We start from the raw sequence: 18,485 nt of genomic DNA on the forward strand, positions 1-18,485 counted from the left end.
CGCCCGGGCGGCCCGGCTCCGCCCGGACCAGCTCAGGCGCCGCCGGTGAGCTTGGCGGCGATGCGCCCGAAGCCCGCCCGAAGCTCGGCCTCGGTGGGCGGGGCGAGGGGCTGCGCCCGGTCGGCCTCCTCGGCCGCCGCCTCCAGTTCCTCGTCGATGGTGTCCTCGAAGTCGCCGTAGAGGTCGGCCTGGTCGAGCTGCGCCGCCTCGTCCTCGGCGGCGACCTGCGCCGCGGCGATCTCGCCCCGGATCTCCTCGGCCGAGACCGCGGGCAGCAGCGGCTCGACCACCGCCATCAGCTGCTCCTCGGCGACGATCGCCTCGGCCAGCGCGAGGGCGTGCGGCCGCTCGTAGGGGCCGCAGACCACCGGCTCCCACTCGTCGGCGTCGCCGAGCGGCCCGAAGGTGATGATCCACGGCAGGCCGAGCATCGGCGAGTCGTCCGGCAGGTCCAGTGTCACGAGTGCGCCCACGCGCCCATCATGGTCCGTCGCGCCGCGGCGCCGGGAGGCATTCGCCCCTATTCACCGCCGCCGTGGCTGTCGGGATGCCGCCGCGCCGTCGGCGGTCAGGCGGCGGGAACGCCGACGGCGGCCTGCCAGCGGGCCGACCAGTCCCGGCGCAGGCGGTCGAGCCCCGCATCGTCCAGGCCGTAGGCGCTGACCGTCAGGCTGACCGGCGAGGCCGCACCGTCGCCCAGCGGCGTGCCGGCGGCCACGGCGAGCAGCCGGCCCTCGGCGTCGACCACGATCCGCTGGCGCGGGCTGTCGTGCCACCGCTGCGTCGGGCCCGCCGCGTCGAGCACGGCGAGCGCCTGCGCCCCGGTCGCGGTGCCCGTCAGGTGCACGGTGTGCCGCCGCCCCGCCGGTGCCCGCTCCAGCAGGAAGCGCAGCTGCTCGAAGAACGCCCGCCAGCCCTCCGTGATCGCGTCCCACGCGCCGGCGTCGTCCGACGCGGGGACGGCCAGCCGCAGCAGCGTCCGGTCGCCCTCGTCCACGAGCTGGAGCTCCTGCCCGGCGGCCAGCGCTATCCGGTCCGGCGGGGCGGGCTCGGCGTGGTCGACGAAGATGAAGCGGATCTCGTCGGCCAGGCCCTCGTGGTCCCAGCCGAACCACTGCCGCACCTGCTCCGGCTCGGTCAGGGCCCGCCAGAGCCGGTCGGCGGGGGCGGACACCGCCGTCTCGACCGGGATGGTGTGCGTCTCGGACATCGGTGTCTCCTCCTGCTGTCGTCGGCGGCGGCCGGAGCGCCGCCGCGCGTCAGCCCGGTCGCGTCGCGTCCAACGCCGCGCGGACCAGGGCCAGCGCCGCCGCGGGCGGCACGCCCAACCGGGCGGCCTCGGCGGCGTAGTCGGCCGCCACCCGCTGCAACCGGTCCGTCGCATCATCGCGCCCGGGTGCGACGAAAGTGCCGTGCCGGCCGCGGGTCTCCAGCAGACCGGCCGCCTCCAGCTCCCGGTAGGCCCGGGCCACGGTGTTGGCCGCCAGCCCGAGGTCGGCCGCGAACCGTCGGACGGTGGGCAGCCGGGTGCCCACCGCCAACCGGCCCGTCCCGATCAGCTCCGCGAGTTGCCCGCGCACCTGCTCGTACGGCGGCACCGCCGAGGCCTGGTCGACCGAGATCCGCACGCCCGCTCCCCCGCTCATCCGGCCCCGCCCGGGGTGCCGGGATCCGTGTCCGAGTCCAGGTCGGCCGGCGCCGGGCCCTCCGCGAGGTCCACCACCCGACCGCGCGGGCTGGTCGCGGCCAGCGCCGCGCCGAAGAGCACCAGCTGGTTGAGCAGGTAGAGGTAGAGCAGCAGGCCCACGGCGCCCGCCACCACCGTGTACGCCGGGTTCCGCTCGGTGCGCACCACGTAGAAGCGCCCGACGGTGTTCAGCAGCGTGATGCCGACCGCGACCAGCAGCACCACCGGGCGCAGCCGGGACCGGGTCATCCGCAGCCTCGGCACCGCCACCAGCAGCAGGGTGGCCAGCACCGCGTTGACCACCACGCTGAGCACCGCGCTGATCGTGGTCAGGCCGACCGAGCCGGTGCTGCGCAGCAGGAAGCGCAGCAGCGACTCCAGGGCGTCCACCGCCGCCACCGAGACGCCGAGCAGCACGAAGATGACCACCAGCACGCCCAGGTCGACCAGACGGCGGACCACCAGGTTGCCCGGTTGCTGGTTGAGCCCGTACATGAGCCGCTGGGAGGAGCGGATCGCCTCCACCCAGCCGATCCCGGTGAACCCCAGGATGATCAGGCCGACCACCCCGACCGTGCCGCTGCTGTCGGCGATCTGCACGGGGTCGAGGAACGGCAGGTTCTCCCGGAGGAAGTCCGCGGCGGCGGCGCTGACCTCGTCGTTGTCCTCCAGGATGGCCCCGAAGATCGAGTAACCGACCAGCGCCAGCGCGAAGACCGCGAAGAAGCCGTAGTAGGCGATCGCGGCGGCCAGCCGCCCGCCCAGCACGTCGGTGTAGAGCACGCCGGCCCGCCACAGGTGGTCGGCGACGCCCCACCGGCGGCGCGCGGCGCTGATCCGGCGGTCGATGCCCGCCTCGATGCGGCCCAGCACGTTCACGCCGTCATCCTCGCCGATCTCCCGCCCCCGCGCGGGCAACCGGCAGCCGGCCCGCGCCTGGCGGCGGCCACGCGGGGTGGGTCGGCGTCGGTCGTACGGCGTGGGTCGGCGTCGGCGCGGTGGACGCCGTGGCGCTCGTGGCGCACCCGGGCGACCGCTCAGCCGCCCAGCCGGAAGTCCCGGCGCGGCTGCCACCGGGTCTGCCCGCTGTGCGAGAAGAGGGTGAACGCCTCGACCTCGAACATGGCCGAGAAGTCGGCCAGGTCCTCGTAGGCCCGGTCCAGTGCCTCCGGCGCGACGTCCTGCGCCACGGTGACGTGCGGGTGGTACGGGAAGCGCGTCTCGCGGTGCAGCTCGGGGGCGGACCTGATCGCGGCGGCGAGCAGCTCGCACTCGCTGATCCCGGCGGCCACGGCCACGAAGACGACCTGGGTCACCGGCCGGAACGTGCCGGTGCCCCGCAGGTGCAGGGTGAACGGCAGGTGGGCGGCGGCGACCGCGCCGAGGTGCCGTTCCACCGCCGGCAGCGTCGCCACCGGGATCTCGGTCGGCCCGAGCAGGGTCACGTGGGCGGGCACGACCCGGGGGTCGCCGGCCTCGACGCGCCGCCGGGTGAGCGTGCCGCCCCACGGCTCCGGGATGTCGACCGCGATGCCGATCTCGATGGTGTCACCGGCGTCCGGCGCCCCGTCCCTGCGATCCACGCTGTGCGTCATCCCTCCGGCCACCGGCCCGTCCGCCCTCACCCGTCGCGCCGGGGCGCTACTCGCCGCGCACCGGCGGGAAGAAGCCCACCCGCTCGTACACGGTGCGCAGCGTCGCGTCGGCGGACGCGCGGGCCTTCTCCGCGCCGGCGACGAGCAGCTTGTCCAGCTGCGCCGGGTCGTCGAGGTAGGTCCGGGTGCGCTCCTGGATCGGGCCGACGAACTCCCGCACCACCTCGCCGAGGTCCTTCTTCAGGTCGCCGTAGCCCTTGCCGGCGTACGCGGCGACCAGGTCGTCGACGCTGCGCCCGCTCAGGGCCGAGTAGATGGTCAGCAGGTTGGAGATGCCGGGCTTGGTCTCGGTGTCGAAGACGATCTCCCGCCCCGTGTCCGTGACCGCGGAACGGATCTTCTTGGCCGAACGGGCCGGGTCGTCCAGCAGGTTCACGATGCCGGCCGGCGACGAGGACGACTTCGACATCTTCGCCGTCGGGTCCTGGAGGTCGGTGATCTTCGCGGTGTCCTTGACGATGTGCGGCGCGGGCACCGTGAGGGTCGGCCCGAACAGCGAGTTGAACCGCTGGGCCAGGTCGCGGGAGAGCTCCAGGTGCTGGCGCTGGTCCTCGCCCACCGGCACGGCGTTGGCCTGGTAGAGCAGGATGTCGGCGGCCTGCAGGATCGGGTAGGTGAACAGGCCGACGCTCGCCCGCTCGCCGCCCTGCTTCTGCGACTTGTCCTTGAACTGCGTCATCCGGCTCGCCTCGCCGAACCCGGTGATGCAGCCCAGCACCCAGGCGAGCTGCGAGTGCTCGGGCACCTGCGACTGCACGAAGACCGTGCTGCGCTCGGCGTCGAGGCCGACGGCGAAGAGCTGGGCGGCCGCCATCCGGGAGCGCTGCACGAGCGTCTTCGGGTCGTGCCCCGCGGTGATCGCGTGCAGGTCGACCACGCAGTAGTAGGCGTCGTGGGTGTCCTGCAACGCCACCCAGTGCCGCACGGCGCCCAGGTAGTTGCCGAGGTGGAACGAGTCGGCCGTCGGCTGGATGCCGGAGAAGACGCGGGGGCGGGCGGGTACGTCGGACATGGCGGCAATTCTGTCAGCAAGACCCGGTGCGCGTCATGACGGGCCGGCGGGTCGGCTCCGCCCCGTCGGCGTCGGAGCGGCGACCTCGCGCCGTGGCTCCGGCAGGCGCCCGGCGGTGACCGTGAGCCGGGCCACCCGTCGTCCCTCCAGCGTGAGCACCCGCAGCAGCCATCCGCCGGAGGGGTCGTCGGGTTCCGCGCGGCCGACGCCGGCCGGGCCGGCGGTCACCGGCACCTCGTCGCCGGCGACCGGGAGCCGGCCCAGCGCGGCCATCACGAAGCCGCCGACGGTCTCGTACGGGCCGGGCGGCAGGCTCACGCCGGTGTGCTCGGCGAAGTCGGCGAGGTTGAGCCGGCCGTCCACCACGGCGGGCAGGCCCGCGTGCACCGGGTCGGGGGCGGTGTCGTACTCGTCGTGGATCTCCCCGATCAGCTCCTCGATCAGGTCCTCCAGGGTGACGATGCCGGCGGTGCCGCCGTACTCGTCGACCACCACGGCGAGGTGGTGGCGTTCCCGGCGCATCTCGCTGAGCGCGGCGAGCACCCGTTTGCTGCCGGGCAGCCGCTTCACCTCCCGGGTCAGCTCGCCGACGGTGGTCCGGGGGTCGAGGTCGGGCTGGAGCAGCACGTCGCGCAGGTGCACGAAGCCGACCACGTCGTCGTGGGTGCCGTCGACCACCGGGTAGCGGGTGTGCGTCTCGGCCCGGACCAGCCGCTCCGCCTCGGCGATGGTGAGCCGGGCGGAGAGGAAGACGACCTCGGTGCGCGGCATCATCACCTCGCGGACGAGGCTCGCGCCCGCGACCAGCACCTCGTCGATGATCCGGCGCTCGACCGGGTCGAGCACGGTGTTGGCGGCGACCAGGTCGCGCAGCTCCGCCTCGCTGATCCGCTCCCGGCCGGCCGCCGGGCTGGCGCCGAGCAGGGCCGTCACCGCACGGGTGGCGGCGTCGGCGGCCCGCACCACCATCCGGGCGACGGCCCGGGGCAGCGGCCCCGGCTCGCGGCGTGGCCGGCTCCGGGCGCGTCGCCGCAGCCCGGGAGCACCCGCTTCCCGCATGACAGTGATGGTAGACAGCACCGGGCCGGCAGGCTGCCCATGTTCGGGTCTGTTCGAAGTTGGGGAATCATGATGGAATGGCAAGGTCGCCGACGGAGGGCGGTCCCCGCGCGACCGGCCGTAGGGTGATCACGACACGGGCCGCGACCGGGCGGCCAGGCAGGAGGAGACCGACGTGAAACTGCTCGTCACCGGCGGCGCCGGCTTCATCGGCAGCGTGGTGACCCGGATGCTGCTCGACGCGGGCCACGAGGTGGTGGTGCTCGACGACCTGCGCACCGGCCACCGGGAGGCGCTCGCCCCCGACGCGACGTACGTCGACGCGCCCGTCCACGACGCCGCGCGGGTGCTCACCCCCGGCGCGGGCTTCGACGGGGTGCTGCACTTCGCCGCGCTGATCGCCGCCGGCGAGTCGATGACCAGGCCCGAGCTCTACTGGCACGGCAACACGGTCAGCTCGATCGCCCTGATCGACGCCGTCCGGGCCGCCGGCGTGCCCCGCCTCGTCTTCTCCTCCACCGCCGCCGTCTACGGCAACCCGACCGAGCTGCCGATCCCGGAGACCGCGGTCAAGGCCCCCACCAACACGTACGGCGCCACCAAACTCGCCGTCGACATGGCCCTCACCTCCGAGGCGATCGGGCACGGCCTGGCCGCCGTCTCGCTGCGCTACTTCAACGTCGCCGGCGCGTACCTCGACGGCGACGTCGCGCTCGGCGAGCGGCACGACCCCGAGACCCACCTGATCCCGATCGCGCTGGAGGTGGCCGCCGGCCGGCGGGAGAAGCTCCAGCTCTTCGGCGACGACTACCCGACCGTCGACGGCACCTGCGTGCGCGACTACATCCACGTCGCCGACCTGGCCCGCGCCCACCTGCTGGCGCTCGACGCCGCGACCGCCGGCCGGCACAGGATCTACAACCTGGGCAACGGCAACGGCTTCACCAACCGGCAGGTGGTCGACGTGGTCCGCGAGGTCACCGGGCACCCCGTGCCCGTCGAGGTGGCGCCGCGCCGCGAGGGCGATCCCGCCGAGCTGGTCGCGTCGTCCGCGCTCGCCCGCGAGGAGCTGGGCTGGGTGCCGCAGAAGCCGACCCTGCCCGACATCGTCGCCGACGCCTGGGCCTTCTACCGCACGCACGTCGTGGGACCGCGATGACCGACGACGTCGCGACCCGCGCCGCCGCCGGCTTCCGTTCGGCGTACGGCGAGCCGCCCGCCGGCCGCTGGGCGGCTCCCGGGCGGGCGAACCTCATCGGCGAGCACACCGACTACAACGACGGCTTCGTGCTCCCCTTCGCCCTGCCGCTGCGCACGGTGGTGGCAGCTGCCCCGCAGCCCGGCGACACCTGGACGGTCTGCTCGGAACTCACCGGCGAGACGGTCACCTTCGGCGCCGACGAGCTGGCCGGGCCCGGCCGCGTCGACGGCTGGGGGGCCTACGTGGCGGGGGTCGTCTGGGCGCTGCGGGAGGCGGGGCACGCGGTGCCCGGCGCGCGCCTGGCGATCGCCTCCGACGTGCCGCTGGGCGCCGGGCTGTCCTCCTCGGCCGCGCTGGAGGCCGCCGTGCTGGCCGCCCTGGTCGACCTGGGCGGGCTGGACCTGCCCGCCGAGCGGCGGCCCCGGCTGGCCCAGCGCGCGGAGAACGACTACGTGGGCGCGCCGACCGGGATCATGGACCAGTCGGCGGTGATCCGGTGCCGCGCCGGGCACGCGCTCTTCCTGGACTGCCGCGACGAGTCCGTCGAGCAGGTCCCCTTCGACCTGGACGCCGCCGGCCTCGCCGTGCTGGTCGTCGACAGCCGGGCCCCGCACCGGCACGCCGACGGCGAGTACGCCGCCCGCCGCGCCTCCTGCGAGCGGGCGGCCGGGCTGCTCGGCGTCGCGGCGCTGCGGGACGTCCCGGCCGACGGGCTGGCCGCCGCCCTCGCCCGACTCGACGAGGACGAGACCCGCCGCCGGGTACGGCACGTCGTCACCGAGAACCAGCGGGTGCTCGACACCGTCGCGCTGCTGCGCGCCGGGCGGGCACGCGAGATCGGCCCGCTGCTGACCGCCTCGCACGCCTCGATGCGGGACGACTTCGAGATCACCGTCCCGGAGATCGACACGGCCGTCGAGGCGGCCCTGGCCGCCGGGGCGCTCGGTGCGCGGATGACCGGCGGCGGCTTCGGCGGCTGCGTCCTCGCCCTCGTCGACGCGGAGCGGGCCGAGGCGGTCGCCGCCGCCGTCACGGCCGCGTACGCCGAGCGGGGCTTCGCCGCGCCCGGCCACGTCACCGTCCTGCCCGGCCCGGGCGCGACCCGGCTGGACTGACCACGGTGGGCGGTCACCCGCCCACCGTGGGGGTCACTGCGCCTCGACGATCATCCCCGCGCCGACCGTACGGTTGGTGGCCTCGTCGATGATCACGAAGCCGCCGGTGGTGCGGTTGCGGCGGTACTCGTCCGCGAGCAGCGGCACGGTGGTCCGCAACCGCACCCGGCCGATCTCGTTGAGCCTGAGCCCGTCGGCGGACTCGTCGCGGTGCAGCGAGTTGACGTCCAGCCGGTAGTGCAGCCCGCGCACGATCGCCCGCGCCGCGCGGGTGGTGTGCTTGATCGCGTACCTGCCGCCGACCTGGAGCGGACGGGTCTCGTCCATCCAGCACACCATCGCCTCGATGTCCTGGGACACCGCCGGGGCGTTGTTCGGACGGCAGATCATGTCGCCCCGGGAGATGTCGATCTCGTCTTCCAGGCGTACGGTCACCGACATCGGCGGGAACGCCTCCGCGACCGGCCCGTCGGCGGTCTCCACGGCGGCGATCCGGCTGGTGAACCCGGACGGCAGCACCATCACCTCGTCGCCCGGCTTGAGCACGCCGGAGGCGACCTGGCCGGCGTAGCCCCGGTAGTCGGTGACGGTGGTCGACTGCGGGCGGATCACGTACTGCACCGGGAACCGGACGTCGACCAGGTTGCGGTCGCTGGCGATGTGCACCCGCTCCAAGTGGTGCAGCAGCGACGGGCCCTCGTACCAGGGCATGTTCTCCGACCGGGAGACGATGTTGTCGCCGCGCAGCGCCGAGATCGGCACCACCGTCAGGTCGGGCACGTCGAGCTTCGCGGCGAACGCGGTGAACTCGTCCGCGATCCGCTCGAAGACCTCCTGCGACCAGTCGACCAGGTCCATCTTGTTGACGCAGAGGACCAGGTGCGGCACCCGCAGCAGCGAGCAGAGGAACGCGTGCCGGCGGGACTGCTCGACCAGGCCCTTGCGGGCGTCCACCAGGATCAGCGCCAGGTCGGCCGTCGACGCCCCGGTGACCATGTTCCGGGTGTACTGGATGTGCCCCGGGGTGTCCGCGATGATGAACTTCCGCCGGGGGGTGGCGAAGTAGCGGTACGCCACGTCGATGGTGATGCCCTGCTCGCGCTCGGCCCGCAGGCCGTCGGTGAGCAGCGCCAGGTTGGTGTACTCGTCGCCCCGGGCGGCGCTGACCGCCTCCACGGCGGCGAGCTGGTCGGTGAAGAGCGACTTCGTGTCGTAGAGCAGCCGGCCGATCAGGGTCGACTTGCCGTCGTCGACGCTGCCGGCGGTGGCGAAGCGCAGCAGGTCCATCGGCCTGCCGGGCGTCTCGGTGGCCGCGGGCGCGACGGTCTCGGTGGTCATCAGAAGTAGCCCTCCCGCTTGCGGTCCTCCATGGCGGCCTCGCTGACCCGGTCGTCGCCCCGGGTCGCGCCGCGCTCGGTGATCCGGGTGGCGGCGACCTCCTCGATGACCTTCTCGACCGTGTCGGCGTCGGAACGGACCGCCGCCGTGCAGGACGCGTCGCCCACCGTCCGGTAGCGCACCCGCGCCTTGAACCGGTCCTCGCCCGCCCGGGGACGGAAGAACTCGTTGACCGCGTAGAGCATCCCGTCGCGCTCGACGACCTCGCGCTCGTGGGCGTAGTAGATCGACGGCAGGGCGATGCGCTCGCGGGCGATGTAGTGCCAGACGTCCAGCTCGGTCCAGTTGGACAGCGGGAAGACCCGGATCGACTCGCCCGGGTGGTGGCGGCCGTTGTAGAGCGACCACAGCTCCGGGCGCTGGTTCTTCGGGTCCCACTGGCCGAACTCGTCGCGGAAGCTGAACACCCGCTCCTTGGCGCGGGCCTTCTCCTCGTCGCGCCGGGCGCCGCCGAAGAGCGCGTCGAACCGGTGCTTCTCCACCGCCTCCAGCAGCACCGGCGTCTGGATCCGGTTGCGCATCCCGTCGGCCGACTCCCGCACCAGCCCGCTGGCCAGCGCCTCCGGCACGCTCGCCACCACCAGTTGCAGCCCCAGCTCGGCGACCCGCTGGTCCCGGTATTCCAGGACCTCGGGGAAGTTGTGCCCGGTGTCCACGTGCATGACCGGGAACGGGATGTTGGCCGGGGCGAACGCCTTCTGGGCCAGCCGGAGCATCACGATCGAGTCCTTGCCGCCCGAGAAGAGCAGCACCGGCCGCTCCATCTCGGCGACCACCTCGCGCATCACGAAGATGCTCTCGGCCTCCAGCGCGTCGAGGTGCGACACCTGGTAGGCGGCGGGGGCGGTCATGACACGGGCTCGCTTCGCTCGAATCCGCTCATCGTATTCCAGACCTTTCCGGTCGGGCATGCCAAGAAGTGCCGCTCAGGCTACCCGGAATGACGCTGCAACGCTGCAAGCAACCGACTGGCGAGATCCTTGCGGCAGACCAGCAGGTCCGGCAGGCGCGGATCCGCCTCGTTGTATCTCAGCGCAGAACCGTCGATCCGGGAAGCGTGCAGCCCGGTGGCCGTCGCCACAGCGACCGGCGCGGCCGAGTCCCACTCGTACTGGCCGCCCGCGTGGATGTAGGCGTCCACCTCGCCGGTGACCACCGCGGCGATCTTCGCCCCGGCCGAGCCCATCGGCACCAGGTGCGCCCCGACGTCCTCCGCCAGGTCGGTCAGGAACACCGGCGGCCGGCTCCGGCTCGCCGCCAGGCGGATCGTCCGCCCGCCGGGGGCCGCCGCCGCCTCCGGGGTCAGCGGCGGGTACGCCGGCGGATAGTCGGTACCCAGCACCCGCTGCTGCGCCGGCAGCCCCACCGCGCCCGCCACCAGCCCGTGCGGCGTCGGCGCGTTGCGCGCCCAGAGCGCCACGTGCACCGCCCAGTCCGAACGGCCCTCCTCGGAGAACTCCCGCGTGCCGTCCAGCGGGTCGATGATCCACACCCGGTCGGCGGTCAGCCGGGACACCGCCTCGGCGTTCACCTCCGCCGCCCACGCCAGCCGCGAACCCTCGTCCTCCTCGGAGAGGACCGCGTCACCCGGCCGCCACTTCGCCAGCTCGGTGCGGATCAGGTCGTGCGAGACCTTGTCGCCCGCCGACTTCAACGCCCCCGCGTCGGCGAAGCCCATCTCGGACCGCAGGGCCAGCAGCGCCTGACCGGCCCGCGCCGCCAGCCACCGGGCGAAAGCGCCGTCGACCATCGGAGGACTGCCCATGACTCCTGCTCCCGTCGCCTCGCCGTGCTCCACGCCCGGCACGCCGCCGCCGCCGACGCCCCGCCCCCACGGTCGCGTCGCGCCGAAAGGCGAAGACTACCGGCCTCCGGCACCCGACCCGGCGCTCACACCCCGTGGTAGAGGTTCTGCGTCGGCTCCACGCCCCTGGTGATCACCGACTCCACCACGTCCGCGGCCCGGTCCACCAGGAACTCCAGCTCCTTGCGCTCCGCCGCGCCGAAATCCGACAGTACGTAGTCCGCCGGGTCCTGCCGCCCCGGCGGCCGACCGATGCCGAACCGCACCCGGACGTACTCCTTCGTGCCCAGCGACTTCGACATCGACCGCAGGCCGTTGTGCCCGCCCTCGCCACCGCCGCACTTCACCCGCAGCTGGCCGTAGCCGATGTCCAGCTCGTCGTGCACCGCGACCACCCGGCCCGGCGGCACCTTGTGGAACTGGGCCAGGCCGGTCACCGGCCCGCCGGAGAGGTTCATGTACGTCAGCGGCTTGACCAGCACCAGCTTCGGCCCGCCGAACCCGAGCCGCCCCTCGGCGACCTCCGCCACCGCGCGCTTGTGCCGGCCGAACTTCGCACCGAGCCGGCCCGCCAGCAGGTCGGCCACCATGAAGCCGACGTTGTGCCGGTTGCCGGCGTACTCCCGACCCGGGTTGCCCAGGCCGACCACCAGCCACGGCCCCGCCTCGTCCGTCACGCCCCGCCCCTCCCGCTGCTCGCCCACGCTCATCCGCCCGGACACCGATACGCCGACAGGCGCCCCCGACCGCGCGGGGACGCCTGTCACGACGATGCGAACCGATCAGGCCTCGGTCTTGGCCTCGGCGTTCTCCTCGCCCTCGGCGGCCGGGGCCTCGGCGCCCTCGGCGGTCTCCTCGCCGACACCGGCCTCGGCCTCCTCGGCGGCCTCCTCGACCTCGGGGAGGGTGGCCTCGAGCTGCTCGGCGGTCGGCGCGGCGGTCACCGAGGCGACGGTCTGCTCCGCGTCGGCGGCCAGCTCGACGCCGGCCGGCAGCTCCACGTCGGCGGCGGTGACCTGCGTGCCGGCCTCCAGGCCCTCGATCGAGGCCTCCAGGTGGTCCGGCACCTTGGTGGCGTCGGCGGTGACCGACAGGGTGTCGTGGTCGTGCACGATCAGGGTGTCCTTCGCGGCCTCGCCGGTCAGCTGGACCGGGACCTCGACGGTGACCTTCTCGCCCCGGCGGACCAGCAGCAGGTCCACGTGCTCGAAGGTGTCCTTGATCGGGTCACGCTGGATCGCCTTCGGCAGCGCCAGCACCTGGGTGCCGTCGCTGACCTCGATCGCGAAGAGCTGGTTGGCGCCGCCCTTGCGGATCGCGGCGGCGAACTCGCGGGACGGCAGCGCGATGTGCTTGGGCTTCTCGCCGTGGCCGTAAAGCACGGCGGGCACCTTGCCGGCCCGGCGGGTACGACGGGCACCACCCTTGCCGAACTCGGTACGGGGCTCGGCGCTGATCTTTACCTCGGACACGGGGAAACTCCTGATGCTTTCGCTGCGGCGGCTTGTCGACTGGCGGTGCTGGGGCGAGGGGCTCGCTGGGGCTCATGCGTCGAGAACGACTGCCCGGAGCACCGCGTCGATGACGGTGCCTCCGTGCGGCGCTTCTCAGCGGCCCGCCGGGCACCCTCGCCGTGGCAACCGCACCAGTCTACCCGAGCTGATTCCGCGCGTTCCGGCAGTCCCCTTATCACCGTTCCCGCAGGCCCGCAGGGCGATCCGGGCCCGCGCCGACCGGGACCTGCCCGCCGCCTCGCCGTCCCCGGCGACACCGCCGCCGGGCGTCGCGCGCCGCCGCCGGAGGTGCCGCCGGTGCCGGCCTCCGCGCCGGCTGCCGATCGGCGCGGCGACGCCGCCGCCGGGGCGGCCGACGCCGGACCGGGGGCGGTGCCCGCCCGGCCCGGCGTCAGACGGTCAGCTCAGGCCGCCGAAGAGGGTGGTCACCGAGCCGTCGTCGAAGACCTCGCGGATCGCCCGCGCCAGCAGTGGCGCGATCGACAACACGGTGATCTTGTCGAGCTGCTTCTCCGGCGGCAGCGGCAGCGTGTTGGTCACCACGACCTCGCTGATCGGGCTGTTCTTCAGCCGCTCGGTCGCCGGGTCGGAGAGCAGCGCGTGGGTCGAGGCGACGATGACGTCCGCCGCGCCGGACTCCCGGAGGATGTCCGCCGCCTTGCAGATCGTGCCGCCCGTGTCGATCATGTCGTCGACGATCAGGCAGACCCGCCCCTCGACCTCACCGACCACCCGGTTCGCCACGACCTGGTTCGGCTTGAGCGGGTCCCGGGTCTTGTGGATGAACGCCAGCGGGCAGCCACCCAACCGGTCCGTCCACCGCTCCGCCACCCGCACCCGGCCCGAGTCCGGCGCGACCACCGTCATCGGGCGGCCGGCGTACTTGTGCTCGACGTACTCGGCGAGGATGTCCATCGCGAAGAGGTGGTCGACGGGGCCGTCGAAGAAGCCCTGGATCTGCGCGGTGTGCAGGTCGACGGTGAGGATCCGGTTCGCCCCGGCCGTCTTCAGCAGGTCCGCCACCAGGCGGGCCGAGATCGGCTCCCGGCCACGGTGCTTCTTGTCCTGCCGGGCGTACGGGTAGAACGGCAGGACCACGGTGATCCGCTTGGCCGAACCGCGCTTCAGCGCGTCGATCATGATGAGGGTCTCCATGACCCACGTGTTGACCCCGTGCGTGACGGACTGCACCACGAAGGCGTCCGAACCGCGCACCGAGTCCTTGAACCGTACGAAGATCTCACCGTTGGCGAACTCGTACGCGTCGGCCGGCGTCGGCGCGACGCCGAGCACCTCACCGATCTCCTTGGCCAACTCCGGAAAGCCACGTCCGGAAAAAAGCATCAGGCTCTTGCGGTTTTCGGCGACGATGCTGCCCATGGGCCCGTCTGCTCCCGTTGGTCGGTGGTACCCGGCGGTGGTGGTGGACCGGGGACTATTCGGTTGCAGTATCCCCCGCGCCCGAGGCCGACCTGACCGGCTCGGCATCCCCGTGGATTGCCTCACCTTCACTTGCCCGGGATCCCGGCGCCGACGCATCCTCATCGGCCGCCCGGGCCCGCGCCGCCGCCTCCGCCGAGGCCGTACCGGCCCGCTTGCGAGCCACCCAGCCGTCGATGCTGCGCTGCGGCGCACGGGTCACCCCGAGCGCACCCGGCGGCACGTCCTGCGTGATCGCGCTGCCCGCCGCCACGTACGCCCCGGCGCCCACCTCGACGGGCGCGATGAGGCTCGTGTCGCAGCCGATGAACGCGGCCTCGCCGACCGTGGTGCGGTGCTTGTTCACCCCGTCGTAGTTCACGAAGATCGTCGCCGCGCCGATGTTCGCCTTCGCGCCGATCGTCGCGTCCCCCACGTACGACAGGTGCGGCACCTTCGCGCCCGCACCCACCTCCGAGTTCTTCACCTCGACGAACGTGCCGACCTTGGCCTTCTCGGCCAGCCGGGCGTCCGGCCGCAGGTACGCGTACGGCCCGACGCTGGCGCCCGGACCGACTTCCGCGCCCACCGCGTGGCTGCGCAGCACCGTGGCGCCCGGGCCGACGACGGTGTCGATCAGCGTGACGTCCGGCCCGACCACGGCGCCCGTGCCGACCACCGTGCCGCCGCGCAGCTGGGTGTTCTGGTCGACCACGGCGTCCCGGTCCAGCGCGACCGTCACGTCGATCCAGGTGGTGTCCGGGTCGAGCAGGCTGACCCCGGTACGCATCCACGCCTCGTTGACCCGGTCGCGTAGCAGCCGGCGCAGGGCGGCCAGCTCGACCCGGTCGTTGCAGCCCAGCGTCTCCACGTGGTCCGCCGCCACGTGCACCGCCACCGGCTCGCCGGCCGAGCCCAGCAGGGCGAAGACGTCGGTCAGGTACTCCTCGCCCTGGTCGTTGTCGGTCGACAGCTTGCCCAGCGCGTCGCGCAGCCGGGCGGCGTCGAACGCGTAGATGCCGGCGTTGATCTCCCGGATCGCCCGCTGCGCCCCGGTCGCGTCGCGCTCCTCGACGATCTGCTCGAGCCGCCCGTCGGCGTCGCGCACGATCCGGCCCAGGCCGGTCGGGTCGGGCACCTCGGCCGCGAGCACGGTCGCCGCCGCGCCCGCGCCCTCGTGCGCCTCCACGAGCGCGGCCACCGTCTCCGGGCGCAGCAGCGGCACGTCGCCGTTGATGACGACCACGGTGCCGGTGGCCTCCGGCGCGGCGTCCAGCGCGATCCGGACGGCGTGCCCGGTGCCGAGCTGCTCGGCCTGGAGCACCGGGGTGGCGTCGGGGGCGATCTCGGCGAGGTGCGCGCGGACCTGGTCGGCGCCGTGGCCCACCACGACCACGGTGCGGTCCGCGGCCAGCGGCGCGGCGGCGGCGAGCACGTGGCCGACGAGGGTACGGCCGAGCAGCGGGTGCAGCACCTTGGGCAGCGCCGACTTCATCCGCTTGCCCTCACCGGCGGCGAGCACGACAACGGTGCGGAGGTGGGGCTGGGACACGACAAGGGCTCCCGTCGGGACGGCGAACAGTCTCGCGGCCATGCTAACCAGACGGCGAGCCGCCGTTCGGCACGGCCACAGGAATGCCGGGAGATGCGGTGTGAGCTGGGGTGCCTGGATTCGAACCAGGAGCTCAAGGCTCCAAAGGCCTGCGGGTTGCCGTTACCCCACACCCCATAAAATGTCAAGCTTCGCTTGCCGTCAATTCCGGTTCGCGTTGCCCGACGGTCTGGAACAGCTCGGCGATCATACCTTCGATCCGCCAGTAGAGCTCGCGGCTGCGGGGCACGGTGATCACCAGGCAGCCACGATAGTCGTCCCCGACGTTGCGTCGCACCGTGGCCGCACGGTGTTTCTTGAGATTGGCGCGCTGGAAACGCTCGACCGGCAGGTCGAGTCTCCGCACCCACCATTTCACCGCCGCGTCGAGGTCGGCCGTCTCGTGAATGCTGACGCGATAGCCGGGGACGGCCCGATCGATCCCGCACACCTCGAGGAAACGCAGGAAGAGCGCGAGCAGCCCCGGATCGCTGTTGACGAACTGGAGGCGGTCGTCGCGCCGCCACGGCTTCGACTTCGTCCCCTCACACCAGTAGACCGCCGCACCGAGGAGCAGGAGATCCCGGTCGGCGAGGGACCCGACCAGGCCGGCCGCCCGCTCGCGCTCCGCGTCCCGGGCCGCGTCCCGGGCCTCGCGGTGCGCCGCCCACCGCGCCTCGGTCATCAGCGCCGCATGGGCCCGGCGGCGCTCGGCGCCCGGCCCGTCCTCGGTCAACGGCAGGTGCCGGACCCACTGGTAGGCGGTCGACTTCGCCACGCCGAGCTGACGGGCGATGTCGTTGACGGAGTGCCCCTCGGCGCGCAGCTCGACCGCCGCCGCCCTGAGATCGTCCTTGGCGTTGGGTCGACGGGACCGCTCGGGCGCCGGGACGCCCCGGAGCAACTCGCGGACGCGGTTGCGGCCGAGCCCGGTGCGCGCCCGGATCTCCCGGACGGAGAGCTGCTCGGCGGTGCGCAGCCGCCGCACCTCGTCGGCGATCGGATCGGTCATGAGCAGCAATTTAGAACGGACGTACGACACTCCAGGCATTCATCTCCGACGCTGTCCCGTGCGAACGCGAGGAACCTAAGTTACGGTGACGTAGGCGTAGCTTCGTGATCATCGCGTCCCTCTGCGAGGTGCCATGTCCGCCACGTCCCTCGACCCGACCGCCGGCCCGAAGCCCCTCACCCAGGGCACCCAGTCGCGGGGCATCCTCATCGCCCTCTGGGCGTTCGTGGTGATCCCCTTCCTGGCCCTCCTCGCCGCCGTACCGGTCGCCTGGGGTGGCTGGCTGAGCTGGACCGACGCGGCCGTCGCCGGGTTCTGGTACGTGGTCTCCGGGCTGGGCATCACGGTCGGCTACCACCGGTACTTCACGCACGGGTCGTTCAAGGCGAAGCGCTGGCTGCGGATCGCGCTGGCGGTGTCCGGCTCGCTCGCGGTGCAGGGCGAGATCATCCAGTGGGTGGCCGACCACCGGCGTCACCACGCCTTCTCCGACCTGGAGGGCGACCCGCACTCGCCGTGGCGGTTCGGGGAGAGCGTCCGCGGCCTGGCGAAGGGCCTGTTCCACGCGCACGTCGGCTGGCTCTTCGGCCGCGAGCTGTCCAACCGGAAGCGGTTCGCCCCGGACCTGCTCGCCGACCGGGACATCAACCGGGTGGACCGGCTGTTTCCGCTGCTGGTGGTGGTCTCGGTGCTCGGCCCCGCGCTGATGGGCGGCCTGCTCACCTGGTCGTGGCGGGGAGCGCTGTCCGCGCTCTTCTGGGCCGGCCTGGTGCGCATCGCGCTCCTGCACCACGTGACCTGGTCCATCAACTCGGTATGCCACGTCTACGGGGAGCGGCCCTTCGCGATGCGCCAGGGCGACCGCGCGTCGAACTTCTGGCCGCTGGCGATCGTGTCGTTCGGCGAGAGCTGGCACAACCTGCACCACGCCGACCCGACCAGCGCCCGGCACGGCGTACTGCGCGGCCAGGTGGACATCTCGGCCCGGGTGATCTGGCTGTTCGAGAAGCTCGGCGCGGCGTGGGACGTGCGCTGGCCGAAGCCCGAGCGCATCGCGGCGAAGCTCGTCGAACCGGCCACCGGGCGGTAGAGCGGGCAGTGGGCGTGGAGGTCGCCTGGCAGGATGGCCGGGTGACCGAGCGAAGCGGGTGCGGCGCCGGGCGGTCCGGCGGCACGGGGGCGGGGCCCGACGCGGATACGGTCGCAGGGGGCGGCGGCGCCACCCGACCGACGACCGGCGAGGGGCGACGTGACCCAGCACGGCGGCGGCACCATCGGACGACAGGGCGTCACCGAGCGCCGGCGGAGTGACGAGACATGGCGGATGTTCCTGGCAGCGACGGCACGACCGGCCGGCGGCGGGCGGTTCCCGCCGCGGCCCTCAAACCCTCCTCACGCGTACGCATGTCGGCGGCCCAGCGCCGGGAGCAGCTGATCTCGATCGCCCGGCAGATCTTCGCCGAGCGCGGCTTCGACGCCACCTCAATCGAGGAGGTGGCGGCCCGCGCGAAGGTCTCCAAGCCGGTGGTCTACGAGCACTTCGGCGGCAAGGAGGGGCTCTACGCGGTGGTCGTGGACCGGGAGGTCCGCGCCCTGCTGGACCGGATCACCACGGCCCTGACCGCCGGGCACCCGCGCGAGTTGCTGGAGCAGGCGGCGCTGGCCCTGCTGACGTACATCGAGGAGGAGACCAGCGGTTTCCGGGTGCTGGTACGGGAGTCGCCGGTGCTGTCGGCGGCGGGCAACTTCAGCAGCGTGATGAACGACGTGGCGCACCAGGTGGAGCACATCCTGGGCGCCGAGTTCTCCAGCCGGGGCTACGACCCGAAGCTGGCCGAGCTCTACTCGCAGGCGCTGGTGGGGATGGTGGCGCTGACCGGCCGCTGGTGGCTGGAGGTGCGCAAGCCGCGCAAGGAGACGGTGGCGGCGCACCTGGTCAACCTGGCCTGGAGCGGGCTGTCGCACCTGGAGGCGAAGCCGAGCCTGATCACGGTGCGGGGGCGCTGACCCTGACGTCG

The 18,485-nt window shown here is 73.3% G+C and carries 19 protein-coding genes and 1 tRNA gene; 4 read left to right on the forward strand and 16 right to left on the reverse strand.

Annotation, left to right across the window (positions count from 1 at the left end; all coding sequences use genetic code 11):
- Window positions 1-32 precede the first annotated feature (32 nt).
- The 7 genes from AB0883_RS09995 to AB0883_RS10025 all read right to left on the reverse strand — a co-directional run bounded on the left by AB0883_RS09995 (window position 33) and on the right by AB0883_RS10025 (window position 5,323).
- The gene (locus AB0883_RS09995) at window positions 33-473 is read right to left on the reverse strand and encodes a hypothetical protein (protein ID WP_366640881.1); all 441 of its coding nucleotides are present in this window, start codon (window positions 471-473) and stop codon (window positions 33-35) included.
- 95 nt (window positions 474-568) lie between these two features.
- A complete protein-coding gene (locus AB0883_RS10000; protein WP_366640882.1) occupies window positions 569-1,210 on the reverse strand; it encodes an SRPBCC domain-containing protein in 642 nt (213 codons plus the stop codon).
- 49 nt (window positions 1,211-1,259) lie between these two features.
- Window positions 1,260-1,628 (reverse strand): GntR family transcriptional regulator, encoded by a 369-nt coding sequence (locus tag AB0883_RS10005; protein ID WP_366640883.1) that lies wholly within the window; start codon window positions 1,626-1,628, stop codon window positions 1,260-1,262.
- A gap of 14 nt (window positions 1,629-1,642) precedes the next feature.
- The gene (locus AB0883_RS10010) at window positions 1,643-2,566 is read right to left on the reverse strand and encodes a YihY/virulence factor BrkB family protein (RefSeq protein ID WP_366640884.1); all 924 of its coding nucleotides are present in this window, start codon (window positions 2,564-2,566) and stop codon (window positions 1,643-1,645) included.
- 158 nt (window positions 2,567-2,724) lie between these two features.
- Window positions 2,725-3,282 (reverse strand): 2'-5' RNA ligase family protein, encoded by a 558-nt coding sequence (locus tag AB0883_RS10015; RefSeq protein ID WP_366640885.1) that lies wholly within the window; start codon window positions 3,280-3,282, stop codon window positions 2,725-2,727.
- Window positions 3,283-3,328: 46 nt separating this feature from the next.
- Window positions 3,329-4,354, reverse strand: coding sequence for a tryptophan--tRNA ligase (gene trpS / locus AB0883_RS10020; RefSeq protein ID WP_366640886.1), 1,026 nt, complete (start codon window positions 4,352-4,354; stop codon window positions 3,329-3,331).
- Window positions 4,355-4,387: 33 nt separating this feature from the next.
- Window positions 4,388-5,323 carry a hemolysin family protein gene (locus tag AB0883_RS10025; RefSeq protein ID WP_366641700.1) on the reverse strand — a complete coding sequence of 312 codons (936 nt, stop codon included), beginning with the start codon at window positions 5,321-5,323 and terminating at the stop codon, window positions 4,388-4,390.
- A gap of 265 nt (window positions 5,324-5,588) precedes the next feature.
- Here AB0883_RS10025 and galE point away from each other — a divergent pair, with 265 nt between their 5' ends.
- Together galE and galK are read left to right on the forward strand one after the other, a co-directional pair.
- Window positions 5,589-6,572, forward strand: coding sequence for a UDP-glucose 4-epimerase GalE (gene galE, locus AB0883_RS10030; protein ID WP_366640887.1), 984 nt, complete (start codon window positions 5,589-5,591; stop codon window positions 6,570-6,572).
- On the forward strand, window positions 6,569-7,729 hold the full coding sequence (gene galK, locus AB0883_RS10035) for a galactokinase (RefSeq protein WP_366640888.1): 1,161 nt from the start codon (window positions 6,569-6,571) through the stop codon (window positions 7,727-7,729). Before galE ends, galK begins: the two co-directional genes overlap by 4 nt.
- A 33-nt stretch (window positions 7,730-7,762) precedes the next feature.
- Here galK and AB0883_RS10040 read toward each other — a convergent pair whose 3' ends face one another.
- The 9 genes from AB0883_RS10040 to AB0883_RS10080 form a co-directional block, all read right to left on the reverse strand.
- Window positions 7,763-9,067, reverse strand: a complete 1,305-nt coding sequence (locus tag AB0883_RS10040; RefSeq protein ID WP_366640889.1) for a GTP-binding protein — start codon at window positions 9,065-9,067, stop codon at window positions 7,763-7,765.
- The gene (cysD, locus tag AB0883_RS10045) at window positions 9,067-9,978 is read right to left on the reverse strand and encodes a sulfate adenylyltransferase subunit CysD (RefSeq protein WP_121396686.1); all 912 of its coding nucleotides are present in this window, start codon (window positions 9,976-9,978) and stop codon (window positions 9,067-9,069) included. The genes AB0883_RS10040 and cysD overlap by 1 nt, the downstream gene beginning before the upstream one ends.
- Before the next feature lie 80 nt (window positions 9,979-10,058).
- Window positions 10,059-10,892: a 3'(2'),5'-bisphosphate nucleotidase CysQ gene (locus AB0883_RS10050; protein WP_366640890.1), complete on the reverse strand. Its 834-nt coding sequence runs from the start codon at window positions 10,890-10,892 to the stop codon at window positions 10,059-10,061.
- Window positions 10,893-11,017: 125 nt separating this feature from the next.
- Window positions 11,018-11,608, reverse strand: a complete 591-nt coding sequence (gene pth / locus AB0883_RS10055) for an aminoacyl-tRNA hydrolase (protein WP_366641701.1) — start codon at window positions 11,606-11,608, stop codon at window positions 11,018-11,020.
- A 105-nt stretch (window positions 11,609-11,713) separates the two neighbouring features.
- Window positions 11,714-12,403 (reverse strand): 50S ribosomal protein L25/general stress protein Ctc, encoded by a 690-nt coding sequence (locus AB0883_RS10060; RefSeq protein ID WP_366640891.1) that lies wholly within the window; start codon window positions 12,401-12,403, stop codon window positions 11,714-11,716.
- Window positions 12,404-12,844: 441 nt separating this feature from the next.
- Window positions 12,845-13,825 (reverse strand): ribose-phosphate diphosphokinase, encoded by a 981-nt coding sequence (locus tag AB0883_RS10065; protein ID WP_121396689.1) that lies wholly within the window; start codon window positions 13,823-13,825, stop codon window positions 12,845-12,847.
- Window positions 13,826-13,880: 55 nt separating this feature from the next.
- Window positions 13,881-15,458 (reverse strand): bifunctional UDP-N-acetylglucosamine diphosphorylase/glucosamine-1-phosphate N-acetyltransferase GlmU, encoded by a 1,578-nt coding sequence (gene glmU, locus AB0883_RS10070; RefSeq protein WP_366640892.1) that lies wholly within the window; start codon window positions 15,456-15,458, stop codon window positions 13,881-13,883.
- A gap of 63 nt (window positions 15,459-15,521) precedes the next feature.
- Window positions 15,522-15,593, reverse strand: a tRNA-Gln gene (locus tag AB0883_RS10075).
- Between the two features lie 7 nt (window positions 15,594-15,600).
- Window positions 15,601-16,467: a helix-turn-helix domain-containing protein gene (locus tag AB0883_RS10080; RefSeq protein WP_366640893.1), complete on the reverse strand. Its 867-nt coding sequence runs from the start codon at window positions 16,465-16,467 to the stop codon at window positions 15,601-15,603.
- Between the two features lie 133 nt (window positions 16,468-16,600).
- Between AB0883_RS10080 and AB0883_RS10085 the strand changes: the two genes are divergently transcribed.
- Window positions 16,601-17,557, forward strand: coding sequence for an acyl-CoA desaturase (locus AB0883_RS10085; RefSeq protein ID WP_366640894.1), 957 nt, complete (start codon window positions 16,601-16,603; stop codon window positions 17,555-17,557).
- 227 nt (window positions 17,558-17,784) lie between these two features.
- Complete coding sequence (locus AB0883_RS10090; RefSeq protein WP_366640895.1) at window positions 17,785-18,474, forward strand: TetR/AcrR family transcriptional regulator; 690 nt, start codon at window positions 17,785-17,787, stop codon at window positions 18,472-18,474.
- The last annotated feature ends 11 nt before the right edge of the window (window positions 18,475-18,485 follow it).

Origin of the sequence: Micromonospora sp. NPDC047812 (assembly GCF_040704175.1) — a bacterium.
Classification (GTDB): domain Bacteria; phylum Actinomycetota; class Actinomycetes; order Mycobacteriales; family Micromonosporaceae; genus Micromonospora.

Coding starts and splice junctions, on each gene's coding strand:
- cysD (WP_121396686.1), bottom strand. CDS start 9,978: ATGACCGCCCCCGCCGCCTACCAGGTGTCGCACCTCGACGCGCTGGAG.
- AB0883_RS10000 (WP_366640882.1), bottom strand. CDS start 1,210: ATGTCCGAGACGCACACCATCCCGGTCGAGACGGCGGTGTCCGCCCCC.
- AB0883_RS10080 (WP_366640893.1), bottom strand. CDS start 16,467: ATGACCGATCCGATCGCCGACGAGGTGCGGCGGCTGCGCACCGCCGAG.
- trpS (WP_366640886.1), bottom strand. CDS start 4,354: ATGTCCGACGTACCCGCCCGCCCCCGCGTCTTCTCCGGCATCCAGCCG.
- AB0883_RS10090 (WP_366640895.1), top strand. CDS start 17,785: ATGGCGGATGTTCCTGGCAGCGACGGCACGACCGGCCGGCGGCGGGCG.
- glmU (WP_366640892.1), bottom strand. CDS start 15,458: ATGGCCGCGAGACTGTTCGCCGTCCCGACGGGAGCCCTTGTCGTGTCC.
- AB0883_RS10085 (WP_366640894.1), top strand. CDS start 16,601: ATGTCCGCCACGTCCCTCGACCCGACCGCCGGCCCGAAGCCCCTCACC.
- AB0883_RS10050 (WP_366640890.1), bottom strand. CDS start 10,892: ATGGGCAGTCCTCCGATGGTCGACGGCGCTTTCGCCCGGTGGCTGGCG.
- AB0883_RS10040 (WP_366640889.1), bottom strand. CDS start 9,067: ATGACCACCGAGACCGTCGCGCCCGCGGCCACCGAGACGCCCGGCAGG.
- AB0883_RS10065 (WP_121396689.1), bottom strand. CDS start 13,825: ATGGGCAGCATCGTCGCCGAAAACCGCAAGAGCCTGATGCTTTTTTCC.
- AB0883_RS10025 (WP_366641700.1), bottom strand. CDS start 5,323: ATGGTGGTGCGGGCCGCCGACGCCGCCACCCGTGCGGTGACGGCCCTG.
- galK (WP_366640888.1), top strand. CDS start 6,569: ATGACCGACGACGTCGCGACCCGCGCCGCCGCCGGCTTCCGTTCGGCG.
- AB0883_RS10015 (WP_366640885.1), bottom strand. CDS start 3,282: ATGACGCACAGCGTGGATCGCAGGGACGGGGCGCCGGACGCCGGTGAC.